A 16,747-nucleotide genomic window follows, 5' to 3' on the forward strand; every position below is an offset into this window, starting at 1 on the left:
AAACGCCCGGTTACATTCCGAACCCGGAAGCTAAGCCTCACAGCGCCGATGGTACTGCAGGGGGGACCCTGTGGGAGAGTAGGACACCGCCGAACTCCTTTTACAGCTCCGGCTCTTGGGCTCACCGCCCGAGAGCCGGAGCTTTTTTACGTTGAGGTAAGGTCAGGGAGCATCGTTCGCTCGTTTCCCACAGGAGGCCCCCGGGTGGAGGTCCAGGAGACCCGTGTCCAGACGGACCGGGTCCTCACCATCCCCAACATCCTCAGCATGGCGAGGCTCGTAGGCGTACCCGTGTTCCTGTGGTTGATCCTCAGGCCGGAGTTCGGGGGCCCCAAGAGCGATGGCTGGGCTCTCCTCGTGCTGGCTTTCAGCGGGATCAGCGACTACCTGGACGGCAAGCTCGCCCGGCGGTGGAATCAGATCAGCAACCTCGGCCGGCTCCTGGACCCCGCCGCCGACCGCCTGTACGTGCTTTCCACGCTCGTCGGTCTCACCTGGCGGGAGATCCTCCCGGTCTGGCTGACCGCCCTCCTGCTCGCCAGGGAGCTGATGCTCCTGGTGATGGTGGGCATCCTCCGCCGGCACGGCTATCCGCCGCCCCAGGTGAACTTCCTCGGTAAGGCCGCCACCTTCAACCTGATGTACGCCTTCCCGCTCCTGCTCCTCAGCGACGGGCATGGTTGGATCGCGTCACTCGCTGCCATTTTCGGATGGGCGTTCGCTGGATGGGGTACAACGCTCTACTGGTGGGCAGGAGTGCTCTACGTGGTACAAGTCCGCCGTTTGGTGCGCGCGGACGCCACGGCCGATTGAGCTCCGGTTGTCCTGACGTAGCGCCTCGATGGCCCGCGGTGGAAAAGTGCGGGACAATCTGGACGGGTGAAGTCGGCTAGACCGTCGTCTCTTGGAGGAGGACGCTTCCGACATGAAGGCCGTCGTGATGGCCGGGGGCGAAGGCACTCGCCTGCGCCCCATGACCTCTAGCATGCCCAAGCCGCTCCTGCCCGTGGCTAACCGCCCGATCATGGAGCATGTGCTACGGCTGCTCAAAAGGCACGGGCTCACCGAGACCGTGGTCACCGTGCAGTTCCTGGCATCGCTCGTCAAGAACTACTTCGGTGACGGCGAGGAGCTCGGAATGGAGCTCACCTATGCCAATGAGGAGAAGCCACTCGGTACCGCCGGAAGCGTCAAGAACGCCGAAGAGGCGTTGAAAGACGATGCCTTCCTCGTCATCTCCGGTGATGCCCTGACCGACTTCGACCTCACGGAGCTGATCAACTTCCACAAGGAAAAGGGCGCGCTGGTCACGGTCTGCCTGACCCGGGTGCCCAATCCGCTGGAGTTCGGCATCACGATCGTCGACGAGGAAGGCAAGGTCGAGCGCTTCCTGGAGAAGCCCACCTGGGGTCAGGTCTTCTCCGACACGGTGAACACGGGCATCTATGTCATGGAGCCCGAGGTCTTCAACTACGTCGAAGCCGACGTTCCGGTGGACTGGTCCGGCGATGTCTTCCCTCAGCTGATGAAGGAAGGCAAGCCGATTTACGGATATGTGGCCGAGGGCTACTGGGAGGACGTCGGCACGCACGAGAGCTATGTGAAGGCTCAGGCGGACGTTCTCGAGGGCAAGGTCAACGTCGACATCGACGGCTTCGAGATCTCCCCGGGGGTGTGGGTCGCGGAGGGCGCCGAGGTGCATCCCGACGCCGTGCTGCGCGGTCCGCTGTACATCGGGGACTACGCGAAGGTCGAGGCCGGCGCGGAGATCCGCGAACACACCGTCGTCGGCTCGAACGTCGTCGTCAAGAGCGGTGCCTTCCTGCACAAGGCTGTCGTGCACGACAACGTGTACGTCGGGCAGCACAGCAATCTCCGTGGCTGTGTCGTCGGCAAGAACACCGACATCATGCGGGCCGCCCGGATCGAGGACGGCGCGGTCATCGGTGACGAGTGCCTGATCGGTGAAGAATCGATCGTGCAGGGCAATGTCCGCGTCTATCCGTTCAAGACGATCGAGGCGGGCGCCTTCGTCAACACCTCGGTCATCTGGGAGTCCAGGGGCCAGGCGCATCTGTTCGGCGCCCGCGGGGTGACCGGCATCCTGAACGTGGAGATCACTCCCGAGCTGGCGGTGCGGCTCGCCGGCGCCTACGCGACCACCCTCAAGAAGGGCTCCACGGTCACCACCGCCCGTGACCACTCCCGAGGCGCCCGAGCGCTCAAGCGGGCGGTCATCTCCGCGCTCCAGGCGAGCGCCATCGACGTGCGGGACCTGGAGAACGTGCCGCTGCCCGTGGCCCGGCAGCAGACCGCGCGGGGCAGCGCAGGCGGCATCATGATCCGTACCTCGCCCGGTGTCCCGGACTCGGTCGACATCATGTTCTTCGACGGGCAGGGCGCGGACCTCTCGCAGGGCAGCCAGCGGAAGCTCGATCGGGTGTTCGCGCGGCAGGAGTACCGCCGGGCGTTCCCGGGCGAGATCGGCGACCTGTACTTCCCGGCGAGCGTCTTCGACTCGTACACCGGATCGCTGCTGCGGAACGTCGACACGACCGGGATCGCCGAGTCCGGCATGAAGGTCGTCGTCGACGCCTCCAACGGCAGTGCCGGCCTGGTGCTGCCCAGCCTGCTGGGCAAGCTCGGTGTGGACTCGCTGACCATCAACCCCGGTCTCGACGAGTCCAGGCCCACCGAGACGGCCGAGGTGCGACGGAGCGGGCTGGTGCGGCTCGGCGAGATCGTCGCGTCCTCCGGTGCCGCCTTCGGCGTGCGGTTCGACCCCGTCGGCGAGCGGCTGTCGCTCGTGGACGAGAAGGGCCGGATCATCGAGGACGACCGGGCGCTGCTGGTGCTGCTTGACCTGGTGGCCGCGGAACGGCGCAGCGGCCGGGTGGCGCTGCCCGTCACCACGACCCGGATCGCCGAGCAGGTGGCCGCCTATCACGGCACCCAGGTCGAGTGGACCACGACCTCGCCCGACGACCTCACGCGCGTCGGCGGCGAGGAAGGCACCATCTTCGGCGGTGACGGCAAGGGCGGGTTCATCGTCCCCGAGTTCAGCAGCGTGTACGACGGCACGGCCGCCTTCGTACGGCTGATCGGCCTGGTGGCGCGCACGCAGCTCACGCTGAGCCAGATCGACGCGCGGATCCCGCGGGCGCACGTCCTCAAGCGGGACCTGGCCACGCCGTGGGCCGTCAAGGGCCTGGTGATGCGCCGGGTGGTCGAGGCGGCGGGCGATCGATCCGTCGACACGACCGACGGTGTGCGGGTCGTCGAGACCGACGGGCGCTGGGTGATGGTGCTGCCCGACCCGGCCGAGGCGGTCACCCATCTGTGGGCGGAGGGACCCGACGACGCGTCCGCGCAGGCCCTGCTGGACGAGTGGTCGGCCGTCGTGGACAGCGCCGGGCGGTAGCACCGGGCCGGTCGCGGGGCCTCGAGAACCGCTGCACGCGCGCGTGCCGGACAAGTGTCCTCAAGGGGGGCCTGTCCGGCACGCCGGTGGGGCCGTTCGGAGTAACCGCGCGCGACATGCGACTATGTGCGGCATGCCGCAGCAACCCCCCGTTCGGAGCAGCCCCACGCGGCCGCAGCGCCCGGACGCCTCCATGTCGTTGATCACCAACGTCATGGACCACAGCCTCGACGACGGGTACGCCGAGGCCGCCGCCCGGAGGAAGTCGCAGGGCGAGGGCGGTCTGCCGAAGACGCTGAGGGCGAAGCTGGGCCTCGCGTCCGGTCTCGTCCTCGCGGCGCTCGTCGTGACCGTCGGGGCGGCGCAGGCGCATGTGGCGGCGCCCGTGGTGGCCAAGGAGCGCCAGCAGCTGATCGACCGCGTCGACAGCGAGAACGTGAGCGCGGACAAGCTCCAGGGCACCGTCGACAAGCTGCGCGCCGACGTCAGCGCGCGCCAGCGCGCCGCGCTGAGATCCAGCGGCGGCAGCGCGGAGGCGGACCTGGTGGGCATGCTGTCGGGCGCCACCGAGGTGCACGGACCGGGCGTCAAGCTGGTCGTGAACGACGCCAAGGAGGCCAGCACCGGCGGGGACGGGACCAATCCGCGGGAGACGTCGGGGTTCTCCGACACCGGCCGGGTGCGTGACCGTGACATGCAGCGGGTGGTCAACGGGCTGTGGGCCTCGGGGGCCGAGGCGATCTCCGTCAACGGGCAGCGGCTGACGGCCCTGTCCGCGATCAGGGCCGCGGGTGACGCGATACTGGTCGACAACAGACCGCTGGTGCCGCCGTACACGGTGCTGGCTGTGGGGGACGCGGAAAGGTTGAGCACCAGTTTCCAGAACAGCGCGGACGGGCTGTATCTGCACGCTCTGGAGCAGAACTACGGTATCCGCGCCACCATCTCCACGCAGGGCGACGTCCGGTTGCCCGCCGCACCGAGTGTGATCGTACGCACAGCACAGCCGAACGCCGACAAGACTGAGAAGGGCACATCGTGATCGCCGTACTGGGCCTCGTCGTGGGAGTCGTGGCCGGCCTGTTGGTCCGGCCCGAGGTTCCGGCGGTCGTCGAGCCTTATCTGCCGATCGCCGTCGTCGCGGCGCTGGACGCCGTCTTCGGTGGTCTGCGGGCCATGCTCGACGGAATCTTCGACGACAAGGTGTTCGTGGTGTCGTTCCTGTCGAACGTGGTCGTGGCCGCCCTGATCGTGTTCCTGGGCGACAAGTTGGGCGTGGGAGCGCAGCTGTCCACGGGTGTCGTGGTCGTCCTCGGCATCCGCATCTTCTCCAACGCCGCGGCGATCCGGCGGCACGTGTTCCGGGCGTGAGGCGATGAACGAGCAGAGCAAGCGGAACGATCAGCCCGACCGGAACGAGCGGCCCATCGGGAACGACGGGAACGGCCCGGAGGACCGGACCGGCCGGAGCGACCAGAACGGCCTGGGCGACCGGAGCGGTGAGCGCGACCAGGTCCGCCGGGACGGGCAGATCGGCCGGCCCGGGCAGGCGCAGCCGGAGAACCGGCTTCGCAAGGAGCTGCCGGCCGAGGTCCCGGCTCCGGTCCCCGGGGCAGGGCAGTCGGCCGAGGAGCAGGCGCAGGAATCGCAGACCGGTCGGCAGCGGCTCGTCAAGGGCCTGTGGCCGCCGCGGGTGACCCGCGCCCAACTCATAGTCGCCCTGCTGCTGTTCGGCCTGGGTTTCGGCCTGGCCGTGCAGGTGGCGTCGAACAGCGACAGCGGCAGCGCACTGCGCGGCGCCCGCCAGGAGGATCTTGTTCGCATCCTCGATGAACTGGATTCGCGTACTCAGCGTCTTGAGGACGAGAAGCAGGGACTCGAAAAGCAGCGGTCGGAGCTGCAGAGCAGCTCCGACCAGGCCGCGGAGGCACGCCGACAGACCGCCGAGAAGGAGAGGCAACTCGGCATTCTGGCGGGCACCGTGGCGGCGCAGGGTCCCGGCATCACCATGACGATCGAGGACACGAAGGGGACGGTCCAGGCGGACATGCTGCTCGATTCGATCCAGGAGCTGCGCGCGGCGGGTGCGGAGGCGATCCAGGTCAACGGCGTGCGTGTGGTGGCGAACACATACTTCACGGACTCGGGCAAGAGCGTGAGCGTGGACGGGAACAAGATCAACGCCCCCTATCGTTTCAAGGTCATCGGCAAGCCGCAGGACCTCGAGCCGGCGCTGAACATTCCGGGAGGCGTGGTGCAGACTCTGGAGAAGGAGCAGGCCACGGTGACCGTCGAGCAGTCGGACAAGATCGTCGTGGATGCCTTGCGACAGGCGAAGCGGCCTGACTACGCTCGGTCGTCCTCCCAGTGAACCGGCGGTGCATGGCGGACGTCCCGCAGGGGCATGAGGTTGCGGGGGGTCGGCGCACCGTTGGGGTGGTGCGTGGTGGAAACTGTCCGGTGGGCACGGACGTTGTGAGGATGTCCGGGTCGTCCGGTGTAGGCAATCAGGGTTCGTCCTGCCCCACGGGCGGGTCTGTTTCGGTCAAGGGGAATCGCCCGTGAAGTTGTTTGCGAAGTTGTTCGGCAAGAGCGCGCGAGAGGGCAGCGACAACGCCACCGCCCGTCATCGCGCACAGCCTGACGCGGAGGGCCGGCGCCCGCTGTTCCGGGACCAGGTGGCTGGTCCGGGCGGCGACATTTCGGGAGGTCAGGGCGCGCCGTCAGTTGACCCTGCCCAGTCCGGCGGCATAGGTTTCGGGCAACCGTCAACCTCAGGTACGGGTGGAGGGTTTGCTCCGGACCCGTACGCGTCCAACGCCCCGGCGGGGCAGCCGCGGCAGGAGGATCCGTCGATGTCGCTCCTGGTATGTACGAGGTGCGGTAACCGCAACGCGGAGAACGCCCGCTTCTGTTCCAACTGCGGTGCGCCGCTGCGCGCCGGAGTGGCGCCCGAGCGCGCCTCCGAAACGACGTCCACGATCTCGATCTCCGGCATCGAGGCCTACGACGCAGAGGTGACCGGCCAGACGGCGGCGCCGATGCTGTCGCCGGAGGCGCAGGCCGCGGTGGACGCGCTGCCGCTGGGCTCGGCCCTGCTGGTGGTGCGCCGGGGCCCGAACTCGGGCAGCCGCTTCCTGCTGGACAGCGACCTGACGACGGCCGGCCGTCACCCGCAGAGCGACATCTTCCTGGACGACGTGACGGTCTCGCGTCGCCATGTGGAGTTCCGCCGCTCCCCGGACGGCTCGTTCACCGTGGCCGACGTGGGCAGCCTGAACGGCACCTACGTCAACCGCGAGCGGATCGACCAGGTCGCCCTGCAGAACGGTGACGAGGTGCAGATCGGCAAGTACCGGCTGGTGTTCTACGCGAGCCGGCAGGGCATCTGACCGACCCCCGGACCCGGTCCGGGGGGACCCCACAGGGAAGGTCCATGCTTCAAACACCGAGCGGCGGTGCCGGAAGCGGTACCGCCGCCACGGACAGTGGGCTGATGAGCATCGGCGCGGTGCTGAACGCGCTGCGTGACGAGTTCCCCGAGGTCACCATCTCCAAGATCCGCTTCCTGGAGTCGGAGGGGCTCGTCGAGCCGCTGCGGACCCCCTCGGGATACCGCAAGTTCAGCGCCGGTGACGTCGAGCGTCTCGGACATGTGCTGAGAATGCAGCGGGACCACTATCTGCCGCTCAAGGTGATCCGCGAGCACCTGGACGCCATGGAGCGGGGCGAGGCCGTGCAGCTGCCCGCGGTGGGCCGCCAGCGCTCCGGGGACGACGCTCCGGAGCCGCAGGAGGGCCGCACGGTGGCCCGGGTCGGCAGGGCCGAGCTGCTCGCGGCCGCGGACATCGACGAGGGCGAGCTGAAGGAGTGGGAGTCCTACGGGCTCATCGCTCCGCTGGCGGACGGGGCCTACGACGCCGAGGCCGTCACCGTGGCCTCGCTCGTCGCCGAGCTGGGGCGTTTCGGGATCGAGCCGCGCCACCTGCGGGTGATGAAGGCGGCCGCCGAGCGTGAGGCCGGGCTGGTCGACCAGGTGGTGGCGCCGCTCAAGCGCCACCGGAACCCGCAGACCCGGGCGCATGCCGAGGCCCGGACGAAGGAGCTGGCGGCGCTCACCGTGAAGCTGCACGCGGCCATGGTGAAGACCGCTCTCGGAGTACGGCTTCCCTGACCCGCGGCGCCTCCCGGCGGCCGGATCGGGCACCTGTTCCCGGCCCGACTACCCAAACATCCCGAGCACGGCCTAGGGTTGCTGTGTGAACGAGCTCGATGTCGTAGGTGTCCGGGTCGAAATGCCCTCCAACCAACCGATCGTGCTCCTGCGCGAAGTGGGGGGCGACCGTTATCTCCCCATCTGGATCGGGCCGGGGGAGGCGACGGCGATCGCTTTCGCCCAGCAGGGCATGGCTCCCGCCAGGCCGCTGACCCACGACCTGTTCAAGGACGTGCTGGAGGCTGTCGGTCAGGAGCTGACCGAAGTACGCATCACCGACCTGCGGGAAGGCGTCTTCTACGCCGAGCTGGTCTTCGCCAGCGGCGTCGAGGTCAGCGCCCGCCCCTCCGATGCCATAGCGCTGGCTCTGCGCACCGGAACGCCGATCTACGGCAGCGACACGGTGCTGGACGACGCGGGCATCGCCATTCCGGACGAGCAGGAGGACGAGGTGGAGAAGTTCCGCGAGTTCCTCGACCAGATCTCGCCCGAGGACTTCGGCACCAGCAGCCAGTGAGCACCGACAGACGATGAGCACCAGCGGCCGGTGAGCCCGGGCGGCCCGGCCGCCGGTGAGAGACACGCCGACCCGCCGGACCGGGCCTTCCAGGGCTCGCCGGTGGGCTGTGCGCATCCGGTTCCGCGGGCAATTGCCACCGGCCATTGAGAGCGTCTCAAGGCTCTCCGCAAGCGCATTCGGCTAGCCTTTCCCCGCGGTGGGACACGGGAAACCACTCCTTGGGTGATTATCACTCGGCGTGCCGAGTGTGGCGATCGTTGACGCACCCCTGGTGACTGCCTACCGTCGAGAAGGCAGGTCAAGGACGGAGGTCGGCGTGAGAACCAGCGGCGACGGTACGGCTGGGGGTGCTCCCGTGCGCGGTTTCGGGGAGAGCGGTCCGTACCCGGTTCACAGCAGCGCGGTGGATCACGCTCCGCAGCGGCCGACGGCTGTGCCGAACGGCGGAGGGGCGGCGTCCATGACGTCCGAAGAGATCGGCTACCGGGGGCCCACGGCCTGCGCGGCGGCCGGCATCACGTACCGGCAGCTCGACTACTGGGCCCGCACCGGCCTGGTGGAGCCGAGTGTGCGGCCCGCCTACGGGTCGGGCACCCAGCGCTTGTACAGCTTCCGGGACGTCGTCGTCCTGAAGATCGTCAAGCGGTTCCTGGACACCGGGGTCTCGCTCCAGAACATCCGCACGACCGTCCAGCACCTCAGAGAGCGCGGTTTTCGCGACCTGGAGCGCATGACGCTGATGAGCGACGGTGCCACCGTGTACGAGTGCACCTCGCCCGACGAGGTCCACGCCCTGCTCCAGGGCGGTCAGGGCATCTTCGGGATCGCCGTCGGCGTGGTGTGGCGGGACGTGGAGAACGCCCTGTCCCAGCTGCACGGCGAGCGCGTCGACACGGGCGAGACCCTCGTGGGTCCCAACCCCGCGGACGAGCTGGCGCGGCGCCGCAACCGGGCGGTCTGACAGCGCGGCTCACCAGGCGCTCCGGTGCCACCGCGTTGTCAGTGGCGTGGTGCAGCATCGGACATGTGAGAAACGCGCCCACGATCCTGCATCTCGACATGGATGCCTTCTACGCCTCGGTGGAGCAGGCATCCAAGCCGAGTCTGCGCGGGAAGGCGGTCGTCGTGGGCGGGCTCGGGCCGCGCGGTGTGGTGGCCACCGCGTCGTACGAGGCACGGGTCTTCGGGGTGCACTCGGCGATGCCCATGGCCCAGGCCCGCAGGCTGGCGCCGAACGCCGCGTATCTCGTGCCACGCTTCACCCTGTACCGGTCGATCAGCGAGCAGGTGATGGCGCTGCTGCGGGAGCTGTCGCCGCTGGTGGAGCCGCTCAGCCTGGACGAGGCGTTCGTGGACCTGGAGGCCGGCGGGACCGCCTGGGACGCGGAGTCGGCGCAGCTGACGGGTACCAGGCTGCGCGCGGACATCCGCGCGGTCACGGGCCTGACCGGTTCGGTGGGGCTCGCCGCCTCCAAGATGCTCGCCAAGATCGCGTCCGAGCAGGCGAAGCCGGACGGGCTGGTGCTCATCGAGCCGGGGACGGAGCGGGCGCTGCTGGGGCCGATGACGGTGCGCACCCTGCCGGGGGTGGGGCCGGCCACCGGCGACCATCTGCGGCGGGCCGGGATCACCACGGTCGAGGAACTGGCCGAGGCGGGCGAGGACGAACTCGTACGGCTGCTCGGCAAGGCGCACGGGCAGGCGCTGTACGCGATGGCCCTGGCCCGCGACGACCGGCCCGTGGTGGCCGAGCGCGAGGCGAAGTCGGTGTCGGTCGAGGACACCTACGACGTGGACATCCACGACCGGCTGCGGATCGGGCTGGAGGTGCAGCGGCTCGCCGACCGGTGCGTGCGGCGGCTGCGCGGCGCCGGGCTGTCCGGGCGGACCATCGTGCTGAAGGTGCGGCGCTACGACTTCTCGACCCTGACCCGCTCCGAGACGCTCAGAGGCCCGACGGACGACCCGGCGGTGGTCCGGGAGGCGGCGGCCCGGCTGCTGGACTCGGTGGACACCACGGGCGGGGTGCGGCTGCTGGGCGTGGGCGTCTCCGGGCTCGCCGACTACACACAGGAGGACCTGTTCGCACAGGCGATGCCCTCACCCGCGGCCGAGACACCGCAGGAGGCCGTGACCGAGGCCGTCACGGAGCCCCCGGAGCCGGTGGAACGGCAGTGGCGCGCGGGGCAGGACGTACGTCACACGGAGCACGGACCCGGCTGGGTGCAGGGCAGCGGGCTGGGGCGGGTCACGGTGCGGTTCGAGACGCCGCAGTCCTCTCCTGGGCGGGTGCGGACCTTCTCCGTCGACGATCCGGCGCTGGAGTCCGCCGATCCCTTGCCGCTGGTCGCGATTCCTTCCCGACCGCCCGCCGCTCTCGCTCCGTCGGACGGTGACGGGCCCGGGACTGCGTCCCGGGCCGCACAGAGAGCTCAGGCCTCCTCCGAGCCCGCCAGCTTGCCGAAGTCGTGGTCCGGTACGGAAGGGGGCGCGCCCACATCGAGGCCGTAGTGGTGGTAGAGCTGGAGTTCCTGCTCGGGGGAGAGGTGGCGGCCCACGCCGAAGTCGGGGGCGTCCCTGATCAGGGCGCGCTCGAACGGGACGTGGAGGGTGCCCTCGACGAGTTCGCTGGGCTCCAGGGGGACGAACGCGTCCCGGGAGAACAGGCCGGTGCGTATGGCCGCCCATTCGGGCACGCCGGTGGCGTCGTCGAGATACACCTCGTCGATGGTGCCGATCTTGGTGCCATTGCGGTCGAACGCCTTGCGGCCGATCAGGTTGCGCGGATCGATGTCGGTCTGCACGGTCCCTCTCCCTCCACTTGGTCGCAACTCATCCGTAAGCACTACAAAAGAGCACATTCAGTGAGGCGGCCACTCGAGGGCTCCCGCGTTGACCTCGCTGGTAGGCTGACAGCGGCTGCTGATCCCGTGCGGGAGAGTCCTCCGACCACCTCGGAGGCGCCGAAGGAGCAAATCCTCCCCGGAATCTCTCAGGCTCACGTACCGCACGGACGAGGTCACTCTGGAAAGCAGGGCGGGTGTCGACGGCGTCCGCTCTCACCGACGGTGAAAGCCGGCGTCCTCGGGCGCCCGGTGAAGCTCTCAGGTTGAGATGACAGAGGGGGAGGCCGTCGGGGTACCCGCGCCGTGGTGCCCCTCGAAGGTCGCGTCAGACCAGGAGGCCTCCGCAATGACCGCCCACCGCATTCCGCTCTCCGAGCTCGAATCGGGCATCCCCTTCGAGCAGCGCCACATCGGGCCCGACCAGGAGGCGCGGGCCAAGATGCTCGCGTCGGTCGGCTACGGCTCCCTCGACGAGCTGACCGCCGCCGCGGTCCCGGATGTGATCAAGAACGCCGACGCCCTGGACCTGCCGGGCGCCCGCACCGAGGCCGAGGTGCTCGCCGAGCTGCGCTCGCTCGCCGACCGCAACCAGGTCCTCGGCTCCATGATCGGCCTCGGCTACTACGGCACCTTCACCCCGCCCGTCATCCTGCGCAACGTCATGGAGAACCCGGCCTGGTACACGGCGTACACGCCGTACCAGCCGGAGATCTCCCAGGGCCGGCTGGAGGCCCTGCTGAACTTCCAGACCGTGGTCGCCGACCTGACGGGCCTGCCCACCTCCGGCGCCTCTCTGCTGGACGAGGGCACGGCCGCCGCCGAGGCCATGGCGCTGTCCCGGCGCATGGGCAGGAACAAGAAGGGCCTGTTCCTGATCGACGCGGACGCGCTGCCGCAGACGATCGCCGTCATCGAGACGCGTGCCGAGCCGACCGGTGTCGAGGTCGTCGTCGCCGACCTCAGCGACGGCATCCCGGCCGACATCGCCGCGCGTGAGATCAACGGCGTGCTGATCCAGTACCCGGGTGCCTCGGGCGCCGTACGCGACATCAAGCCGGTCGTCGAGCAGGCGCACGAGCTGGGCGCGCTCGTCACCGTGGCCGCAGACCTGCTCGCGCTGACCCTGCTGACCTCGCCCGGCGAGCTGGGCGCGGACATCGCCATCGGCACCACCCAGCGCTTCGGCGTCCCGATGGGCTTCGGCGGACCGCACGCGGGCTACATGGCCGTGCACGAGAAGTTCGCGCGCAGCCTCCCCGGCCGCCTGGTCGGCGTGTCCGTCGACGCCGACGGCCACAAGGCCTACCGGCTCGCGCTGCAGACCCGTGAGCAGCACATCCGCCGTGAGAAGGCCACCAGCAACATCTGCACCGCCCAGGTGCTGCTCGCCGTGATGGCTGGCATGTACGCGGTCTACCACGGCCCCGAGGGGCTGCGGACGATCGCCCACCGCACCCACCGCTACGCCACGCTCCTCGCCGAGGGCCTGAGGGCCGGCGGTGTCGAGATCGTCCACGGCGCCTACTTCGACACCCTCACCGCGCGCGTGCCCGGCAGGGCCGCCGAGGTCGTCGCCGCCGCCCGGGACAACGGGGTCAACCTCCGCCCGGTCGACGCCGACCACGTCTCCCTGGCCTGCGACGAGACCACCACGCGGGCGCAGCTGGCCGCCGTCTGGTCCGCCTTCGGCGTCGAGGGCGACATCGAGGCGCTGGACGAGACCGCCGCGGACACCCTGCCCGAGGCGCTGCTGCGCTCCGACGCCTACCTGACCCACCCGGTCTTCCACGAGCACCGCTCCGAGACCGCGATGCTGCGCTACCTGCGCAGGCTGTCCGACCGCGACTACGCGCTCGACCGCGGCATGATCCCGCTGGGCTCCTGCACCATGAAGCTCAACGCGACCACCGAGATGGAGCCGGTCACCTGGCCCGAGTTCGGCCAGCTGCACCCCTTCGCGCCCGCCGAGCAGGTCGAGGGCTACCTCACGCTCATCCGTGAGCTGGAGGACCGGCTCGCCGAGGTCACCGGGTACGACAAGGTCTCGCTCCAGCCGAACGCCGGTTCGCAGGGCGAGCTGGCCGGTCTGCTCGCGGTCCGCGGCTACCACCGCGCCAACGGCGACGAGCAGCGCACCATCTGCCTCATCCCGTCCTCCGCGCACGGCACCAACGCCGCCAGCGCCGTGATGGCCGGCATGAAGGTCGTCGTCGTCAGGACCGCCGAGGACGGCGAGATCGACGTCGAGGACCTGCGGGCGAAGATCGAGAAGCACCGCGACGAGCTGGCCGTGCTGATGATCACCTACCCGTCCACGCACGGTGTGTTCGAGGAGCACGTCGCCGGCATCTGCGCGCAGGTGCACGAGGCCGGCGGTCAGGTGTACGTCGACGGCGCGAACCTCAACGCGCTGGTCGGCCTCGCCAAGCCGGGCCACTTCGGCGGTGACGTCTCCCACCTGAACCTGCACAAGACGTTCTGCATCCCGCACGGCGGCGGTGGCCCCGGCGTCGGCCCGGTCGCGGTCCGCTCGCACCTGGCGCCGTACCTGCCGAACCACCCGCTGCAGCCGGCGGCAGGCCCGGAGACGGGCGTCGGCCCGATCTCGGCGGCGCCGTTCGGTTCCGCGGGCATCCTGCCGATCTCCTGGGCGTACGTCCGCCTGATGGGCGGCGAGGGCCTGAAGCGGGCCACGCAGGTGGCCGTGCTCTCGGCGAACTACATCGCCAAGCGCCTGGAGCCGCACTTCCCGGTGCTCTACACCGGCCCCGGCGGTCTGGTCGCGCACGAGTGCATCATCGACCTGCGCCCGCTGACCAAGGCGACCGGCGTGAGCGTGGACGACGTGGCCAAGCGCCTGATCGACTACGGCTTCCACGCGCCCACCATGTCCTTCCCGGTGGCCGGCACGCTGATGATCGAGCCGACCGAGTCGGAGGACCTCATCGAGCTGGACCGGTTCTGCGACGCGATGATCGCCATCCGCGCGGAGATCGAGAAGGTCGGTTCGGGCGAGTGGCCGGCGGAGGACAACCCGCTGGGCAACGCGCCGCACACCGCGGCCGCGGTCGGCGGTGAGTGGACGCACGCCTACAGCCGCCAGGAGGCCGTCTTCCCGGCCGGCGTCTCGACGGCCGACAAGTACTGGCCGCCGGTGCGCCGTATCGACCAGGCCTTCGGCGACCGCAATCTCGTCTGCTCCTGCCCGCCGCTGGACGCCTACGAGGACTGAGCGAGCCGTGGCCGAGGGCCCCGTCCGGTTTCCGGGCGGGGCCCTCGCCCGTGTTCACGCCGTCTCCAGGGCCACCTCGGTCGCCTTGATGAGGGCGACCACGTCGGAGCCGACGAAGAGGCCCAGGTCGGTGGCGGCGTCCTTGGTGATCGCCGCGGTCAGCCGGCCGCCGTCGACGGTGATCTTCACGGAGGCCATGGCGGCGCCGGTCGTGAGACCGGTGACCGTGCCGGCGAGCTGGTTGCGGATCGACAGGCCCGTGACCCGCTGGGTGGCGAGGGAGACCTCGGTCGACTTCACGAGGGCGCGGACGGGCGAACCGGGGGCGAGGGCGAGGTCCTCGGCGGCCTCCAGGGTGATGGCCGCAGTGAGTTCCTGCCCGCCGTCGAGGCGGAGCTTGACGGTGGCCATGGCCTCGCCCGGCTGCACCGAGGTCACGGTGCCGGGGAGCTGGTTGCGGATGCTCAGGGTCATGGGCACCCACCGTAGAGCGCCCGTCCGCTCAGGCCGGGTATGCGTGTGTCTGAGTCGCCTTGACTGTCGCCCAGACCGGTGCACCCGGATGCAGGCCGAGGTCCGCGGCGGCGACCGTGGTGAGGTCGGCGGCGAGGGGGAGTTCGCCCATGAGGTCGGCGCGGATCTGGTCGCCGTGCGTCTCCAGACCGGCCACCTCGCAGCGCCACAGGTTGCGGGCGCTGGCACCCGTGGGCCGGTCCCGGAACAGGGTCACGGCGGACGGCGGGAACGCCACGAAGGCCGGACCGGACAGCTCCTCCGTGGTCGTGATGGAGGGCCCGGCCTCGAGCCGTACCGTGTGGCCCTCGGCCCGTCCCCGGTAGAGGTTGAGGCCGACCAGCTGGGCGATGTAGTCGGTGCGCGGGTGGCGGGCGATGTCGGCGGGGGTGCCCTCCTGGACGACCCGGCCGTGCTCCACGACCACCAGCCGGTCCGCGAGCACCATGGCGTCCAGCGGGTCGTGCGTGACGAGGACGGCGACCGCCTCGAACTCGGCGAGGTGGCGGCGGAGCTGGGCGCGGACCTCCAGGCGGGTGCGGGCGTCCAGGGCGGCGAGCGGCTCGTCCAGGAGCAGCAGCCGGGGCCGCGTGGCCAGGGCGCGGGCGAGGGCCACGCGCTGTGCCTGGCCGCCGGACAGGCGGCGGGGCTTGGCGCCCGCGTGCTCGGCGAGCCCCATGCGCTCCAGCCACGCCGCGGCCCGGGCGCGGGCCGCCGCCTTGCCCTCGCCCTGACAGCGCGGCCCGAAGGCCACGTTGTCCAGCGCGGACAGATGCGGGAAGAGCAGGTAGTCCTGGAAGACCACGCCGACCGGGCGGGACTCCGGCGGGACGCGCTCCAGCGAGGCGCCGTCGAGCCGCAGATGGCCGTCGGTCAGCGGGACGAGACCGGCGAGGACGCGCAGGGCGGTGGTCTTGCCGGCGCCGTTGGGGCCGAGCAGCGCGACCACGTCTCCGGGCGCCGCCGTCAGCGTCACGTCCAGCCGGAACGAGCCCCGCTCCACGACGAGCCGGGCGTCGAGCCCCTCCCGGCCCGCGACCTTGAGGCCGGCCTCGGGGGCTTCGATGTCGGTCATGCGCACAGGGTCCTTCGTCGGCAGCGTCCTCTTCCATCCTTCCGGCACGGTCACGCCCCTGTCAGCCACCGGTCGCGCAGTCCCGCCAGCACGGCGATCGACACGGCCAGCAGGACCAGGCTCAGCGCGATGGCGGCCTCGGGGTCGTTCTGCAGGGCGAGGTAGACGGCGAGAGGCATGGTCTGGGTGCGGCCCGGGAAGTTGCCCGCGAAGGTGATCGTCGCGCCGAACTCGCCGAGCGCCCGCGCCCAGGCCAGCACGGCGCCCGCCGCGATGCCGGGCGCGATCAGCGGCAGCGTGACCCGGCGGAACGCGGTGAAGCGGGAGGCGCCGAGCGTGGTCGCCGCCTCCTCGAAGCGCGGGTCGGCGGCGCGCAGGGTGCCCTCGACACTGATGACCAGGAACGGCATCGCGACGAACGCCTCCGCGATCACGACCCCGGTGGTGGTGAACGGCAGCGTGATCCCGAACCCGGCGTCGAGCCACTTGCCGATGACCCCGTTGCGGCCCAGGGCGAGGAGGAGGGCCACACCGCCGACGACCGGCGGGAGGACGAGCGGCAGGGTGACCAGGGCCCGGACGAGACCGCGGCCGGGGAAGTCCGTGCGGGCCAGCAGCCAGGCCAGCGGCACGCCCAGCACCAGGCTCACGGCCGTCGCCGCCGTGGCGCTGACCAGCGACAGCTGGAGCGCCTGCCACACCTCGGCGCTGGTCAGCTGGCCCGGCAGGCTGCGCCAGGGCGCGCGGACCAGCAGCGCGACCAGCGGCAGCAGCAGGAACGCCAGGGCCAGCACGCCCGGCAGCAGCAGCGGCAACGGCACCCCGCGTCGGCCCCCTGTACCGACGCGGCGGCGCCGCGGCCGACCCGTGCGGGGTATCGTGGCCGCAGGTCTCGTGGTGGGTGACGACCGGTGGCCCGTCGTC

15 protein-coding genes, 1 rRNA gene and 1 riboswitch are annotated in these 16,747 nt (G+C 70.5%); of the genes, 12 read left to right on the forward strand and 4 right to left on the reverse strand.

Going from position 1 to position 16,747, the window contains the following annotated elements; translation table 11 throughout:
* From rrf to ACWEN3_RS23100, 11 genes are all read left to right on the forward strand, one after another.
* Positions 1 to 95 (forward strand): 5S ribosomal RNA (gene rrf, locus ACWEN3_RS23050); the annotation flags it as partial.
* A 109-nt stretch (positions 96 to 204) separates the two neighbouring features.
* A complete protein-coding gene (locus tag ACWEN3_RS23055) occupies positions 205 to 813 on the forward strand; it encodes a CDP-alcohol phosphatidyltransferase family protein (protein WP_452974079.1) in 609 nt (202 codons plus the stop codon).
* Between the two features lie 112 nt (positions 814 to 925).
* Positions 926 to 3,421, forward strand: a complete 2,496-nt coding sequence (locus ACWEN3_RS23060) for a sugar phosphate nucleotidyltransferase (RefSeq protein ID WP_452974082.1) — start codon at positions 926 to 928, stop codon at positions 3,419 to 3,421.
* A 193-nt stretch (positions 3,422 to 3,614) separates the two neighbouring features.
* Positions 3,615 to 4,463, forward strand: a complete 849-nt coding sequence (locus ACWEN3_RS23065; RefSeq protein WP_452974085.1) for a DUF881 domain-containing protein — start codon at positions 3,615 to 3,617, stop codon at positions 4,461 to 4,463.
* Entirely contained in the window at positions 4,460 to 4,792 is a 333-nt protein-coding gene (locus ACWEN3_RS23070; protein WP_003988855.1) for a small basic family protein, read from the forward strand. The genes ACWEN3_RS23065 and ACWEN3_RS23070 overlap by 4 nt, the downstream gene beginning before the upstream one ends.
* Before the next feature lie 160 nt (positions 4,793 to 4,952).
* The gene (locus ACWEN3_RS23075) at positions 4,953 to 5,792 is read left to right on the forward strand and encodes a DUF881 domain-containing protein (RefSeq protein WP_452974112.1); all 840 of its coding nucleotides are present in this window, start codon (positions 4,953 to 4,955) and stop codon (positions 5,790 to 5,792) included.
* A gap of 190 nt (positions 5,793 to 5,982) precedes the next feature.
* On the forward strand, positions 5,983 to 6,813 hold the full coding sequence (locus ACWEN3_RS23080; protein ID WP_452974089.1) for an FHA domain-containing protein: 831 nt from the start codon (positions 5,983 to 5,985) through the stop codon (positions 6,811 to 6,813).
* A 44-nt stretch (positions 6,814 to 6,857) separates the two neighbouring features.
* Positions 6,858 to 7,595 (forward strand): transcriptional regulator FtsR, encoded by a 738-nt coding sequence (gene ftsR, locus ACWEN3_RS23085; RefSeq protein ID WP_452974092.1) that lies wholly within the window; start codon positions 6,858 to 6,860, stop codon positions 7,593 to 7,595.
* Positions 7,596 to 7,680: 85 nt separating this feature from the next.
* Positions 7,681 to 8,154, forward strand: a complete 474-nt coding sequence (locus ACWEN3_RS23090; protein WP_026253112.1) for a bifunctional nuclease family protein — start codon at positions 7,681 to 7,683, stop codon at positions 8,152 to 8,154.
* 319 nt (positions 8,155 to 8,473) lie between these two features.
* Entirely contained in the window at positions 8,474 to 9,118 is a 645-nt protein-coding gene (locus ACWEN3_RS23095; RefSeq protein ID WP_452974096.1) for a MerR family transcriptional regulator, read from the forward strand.
* Positions 9,119 to 9,183: 65 nt separating this feature from the next.
* Positions 9,184 to 10,668, forward strand: coding sequence for a DNA polymerase IV (locus tag ACWEN3_RS23100; RefSeq protein WP_452974099.1), 1,485 nt, complete (start codon positions 9,184 to 9,186; stop codon positions 10,666 to 10,668).
* Here ACWEN3_RS23100 and ACWEN3_RS23105 read toward each other — a convergent pair.
* Positions 10,590 to 10,961, reverse strand: a complete 372-nt coding sequence (locus ACWEN3_RS23105; RefSeq protein ID WP_452974102.1) for a PRC-barrel domain-containing protein — start codon at positions 10,959 to 10,961, stop codon at positions 10,590 to 10,592. The two genes, ACWEN3_RS23100 and ACWEN3_RS23105, sit on opposite strands and share 79 nt — an antisense overlap.
* Before the next feature lie 119 nt (positions 10,962 to 11,080).
* Positions 11,081 to 11,175, forward strand: a riboswitch (glycine riboswitch).
* A 174-nt stretch (positions 11,176 to 11,349) separates the two neighbouring features.
* On the opposite strand from ACWEN3_RS23105, the gene gcvP reads away from it, so the two are divergent.
* A complete protein-coding gene (gene gcvP / locus ACWEN3_RS23110; protein ID WP_452974105.1) occupies positions 11,350 to 14,235 on the forward strand; it encodes an aminomethyl-transferring glycine dehydrogenase in 2,886 nt (961 codons plus the stop codon).
* Between the two features lie 54 nt (positions 14,236 to 14,289).
* Here gcvP and ACWEN3_RS23115 read toward each other — a convergent pair whose 3' ends face one another.
* Genes ACWEN3_RS23115 through modB form a run of 3 tightly spaced genes read right to left on the reverse strand, consistent with a single transcriptional unit; the run spans position 14,290 to position 16,701 of the window.
* Positions 14,290 to 14,709 (reverse strand): TOBE domain-containing protein, encoded by a 420-nt coding sequence (locus ACWEN3_RS23115; protein WP_452974107.1) that lies wholly within the window; start codon positions 14,707 to 14,709, stop codon positions 14,290 to 14,292.
* Between the two features lie 28 nt (positions 14,710 to 14,737).
* Entirely contained in the window at positions 14,738 to 15,823 is a 1,086-nt protein-coding gene (locus ACWEN3_RS23120; RefSeq protein ID WP_452974109.1) for an ABC transporter ATP-binding protein, read from the reverse strand.
* A gap of 50 nt (positions 15,824 to 15,873) precedes the next feature.
* On the reverse strand, positions 15,874 to 16,701 hold the full coding sequence (gene modB / locus ACWEN3_RS23125) for a molybdate ABC transporter permease subunit (protein WP_452974115.1): 828 nt from the start codon (positions 16,699 to 16,701) through the stop codon (positions 15,874 to 15,876).
* Between the last annotated feature and the right edge of the window lie 46 nt (positions 16,702 to 16,747).

The organism is Streptomyces sp. NPDC004561 (genome assembly GCF_053602155.1).

What these genes read in the sequence shown, in the direction of transcription:
- ACWEN3_RS23060 (WP_452974082.1), top strand. Translation starts at nt 926, where the DNA reads ATGAAGGCCGTCGTGATGGCCGGGGGCGAAGGCACTCGCCTGCGCCCC.
- ACWEN3_RS23065 (WP_452974085.1), top strand. Translation starts at nt 3,615, where the DNA reads ATGTCGTTGATCACCAACGTCATGGACCACAGCCTCGACGACGGGTAC.
- ftsR (WP_452974092.1), top strand. Translation starts at nt 6,858, where the DNA reads ATGCTTCAAACACCGAGCGGCGGTGCCGGAAGCGGTACCGCCGCCACG.
- gcvP (WP_452974105.1), top strand. Translation starts at nt 11,350, where the DNA reads ATGACCGCCCACCGCATTCCGCTCTCCGAGCTCGAATCGGGCATCCCC.
- ACWEN3_RS23115 (WP_452974107.1), bottom strand. Translation starts at nt 14,709, where the DNA reads ATGACCCTGAGCATCCGCAACCAGCTCCCCGGCACCGTGACCTCGGTG.
- ACWEN3_RS23120 (WP_452974109.1), bottom strand. Translation starts at nt 15,823, where the DNA reads ATGACCGACATCGAAGCCCCCGAGGCCGGCCTCAAGGTCGCGGGCCGG.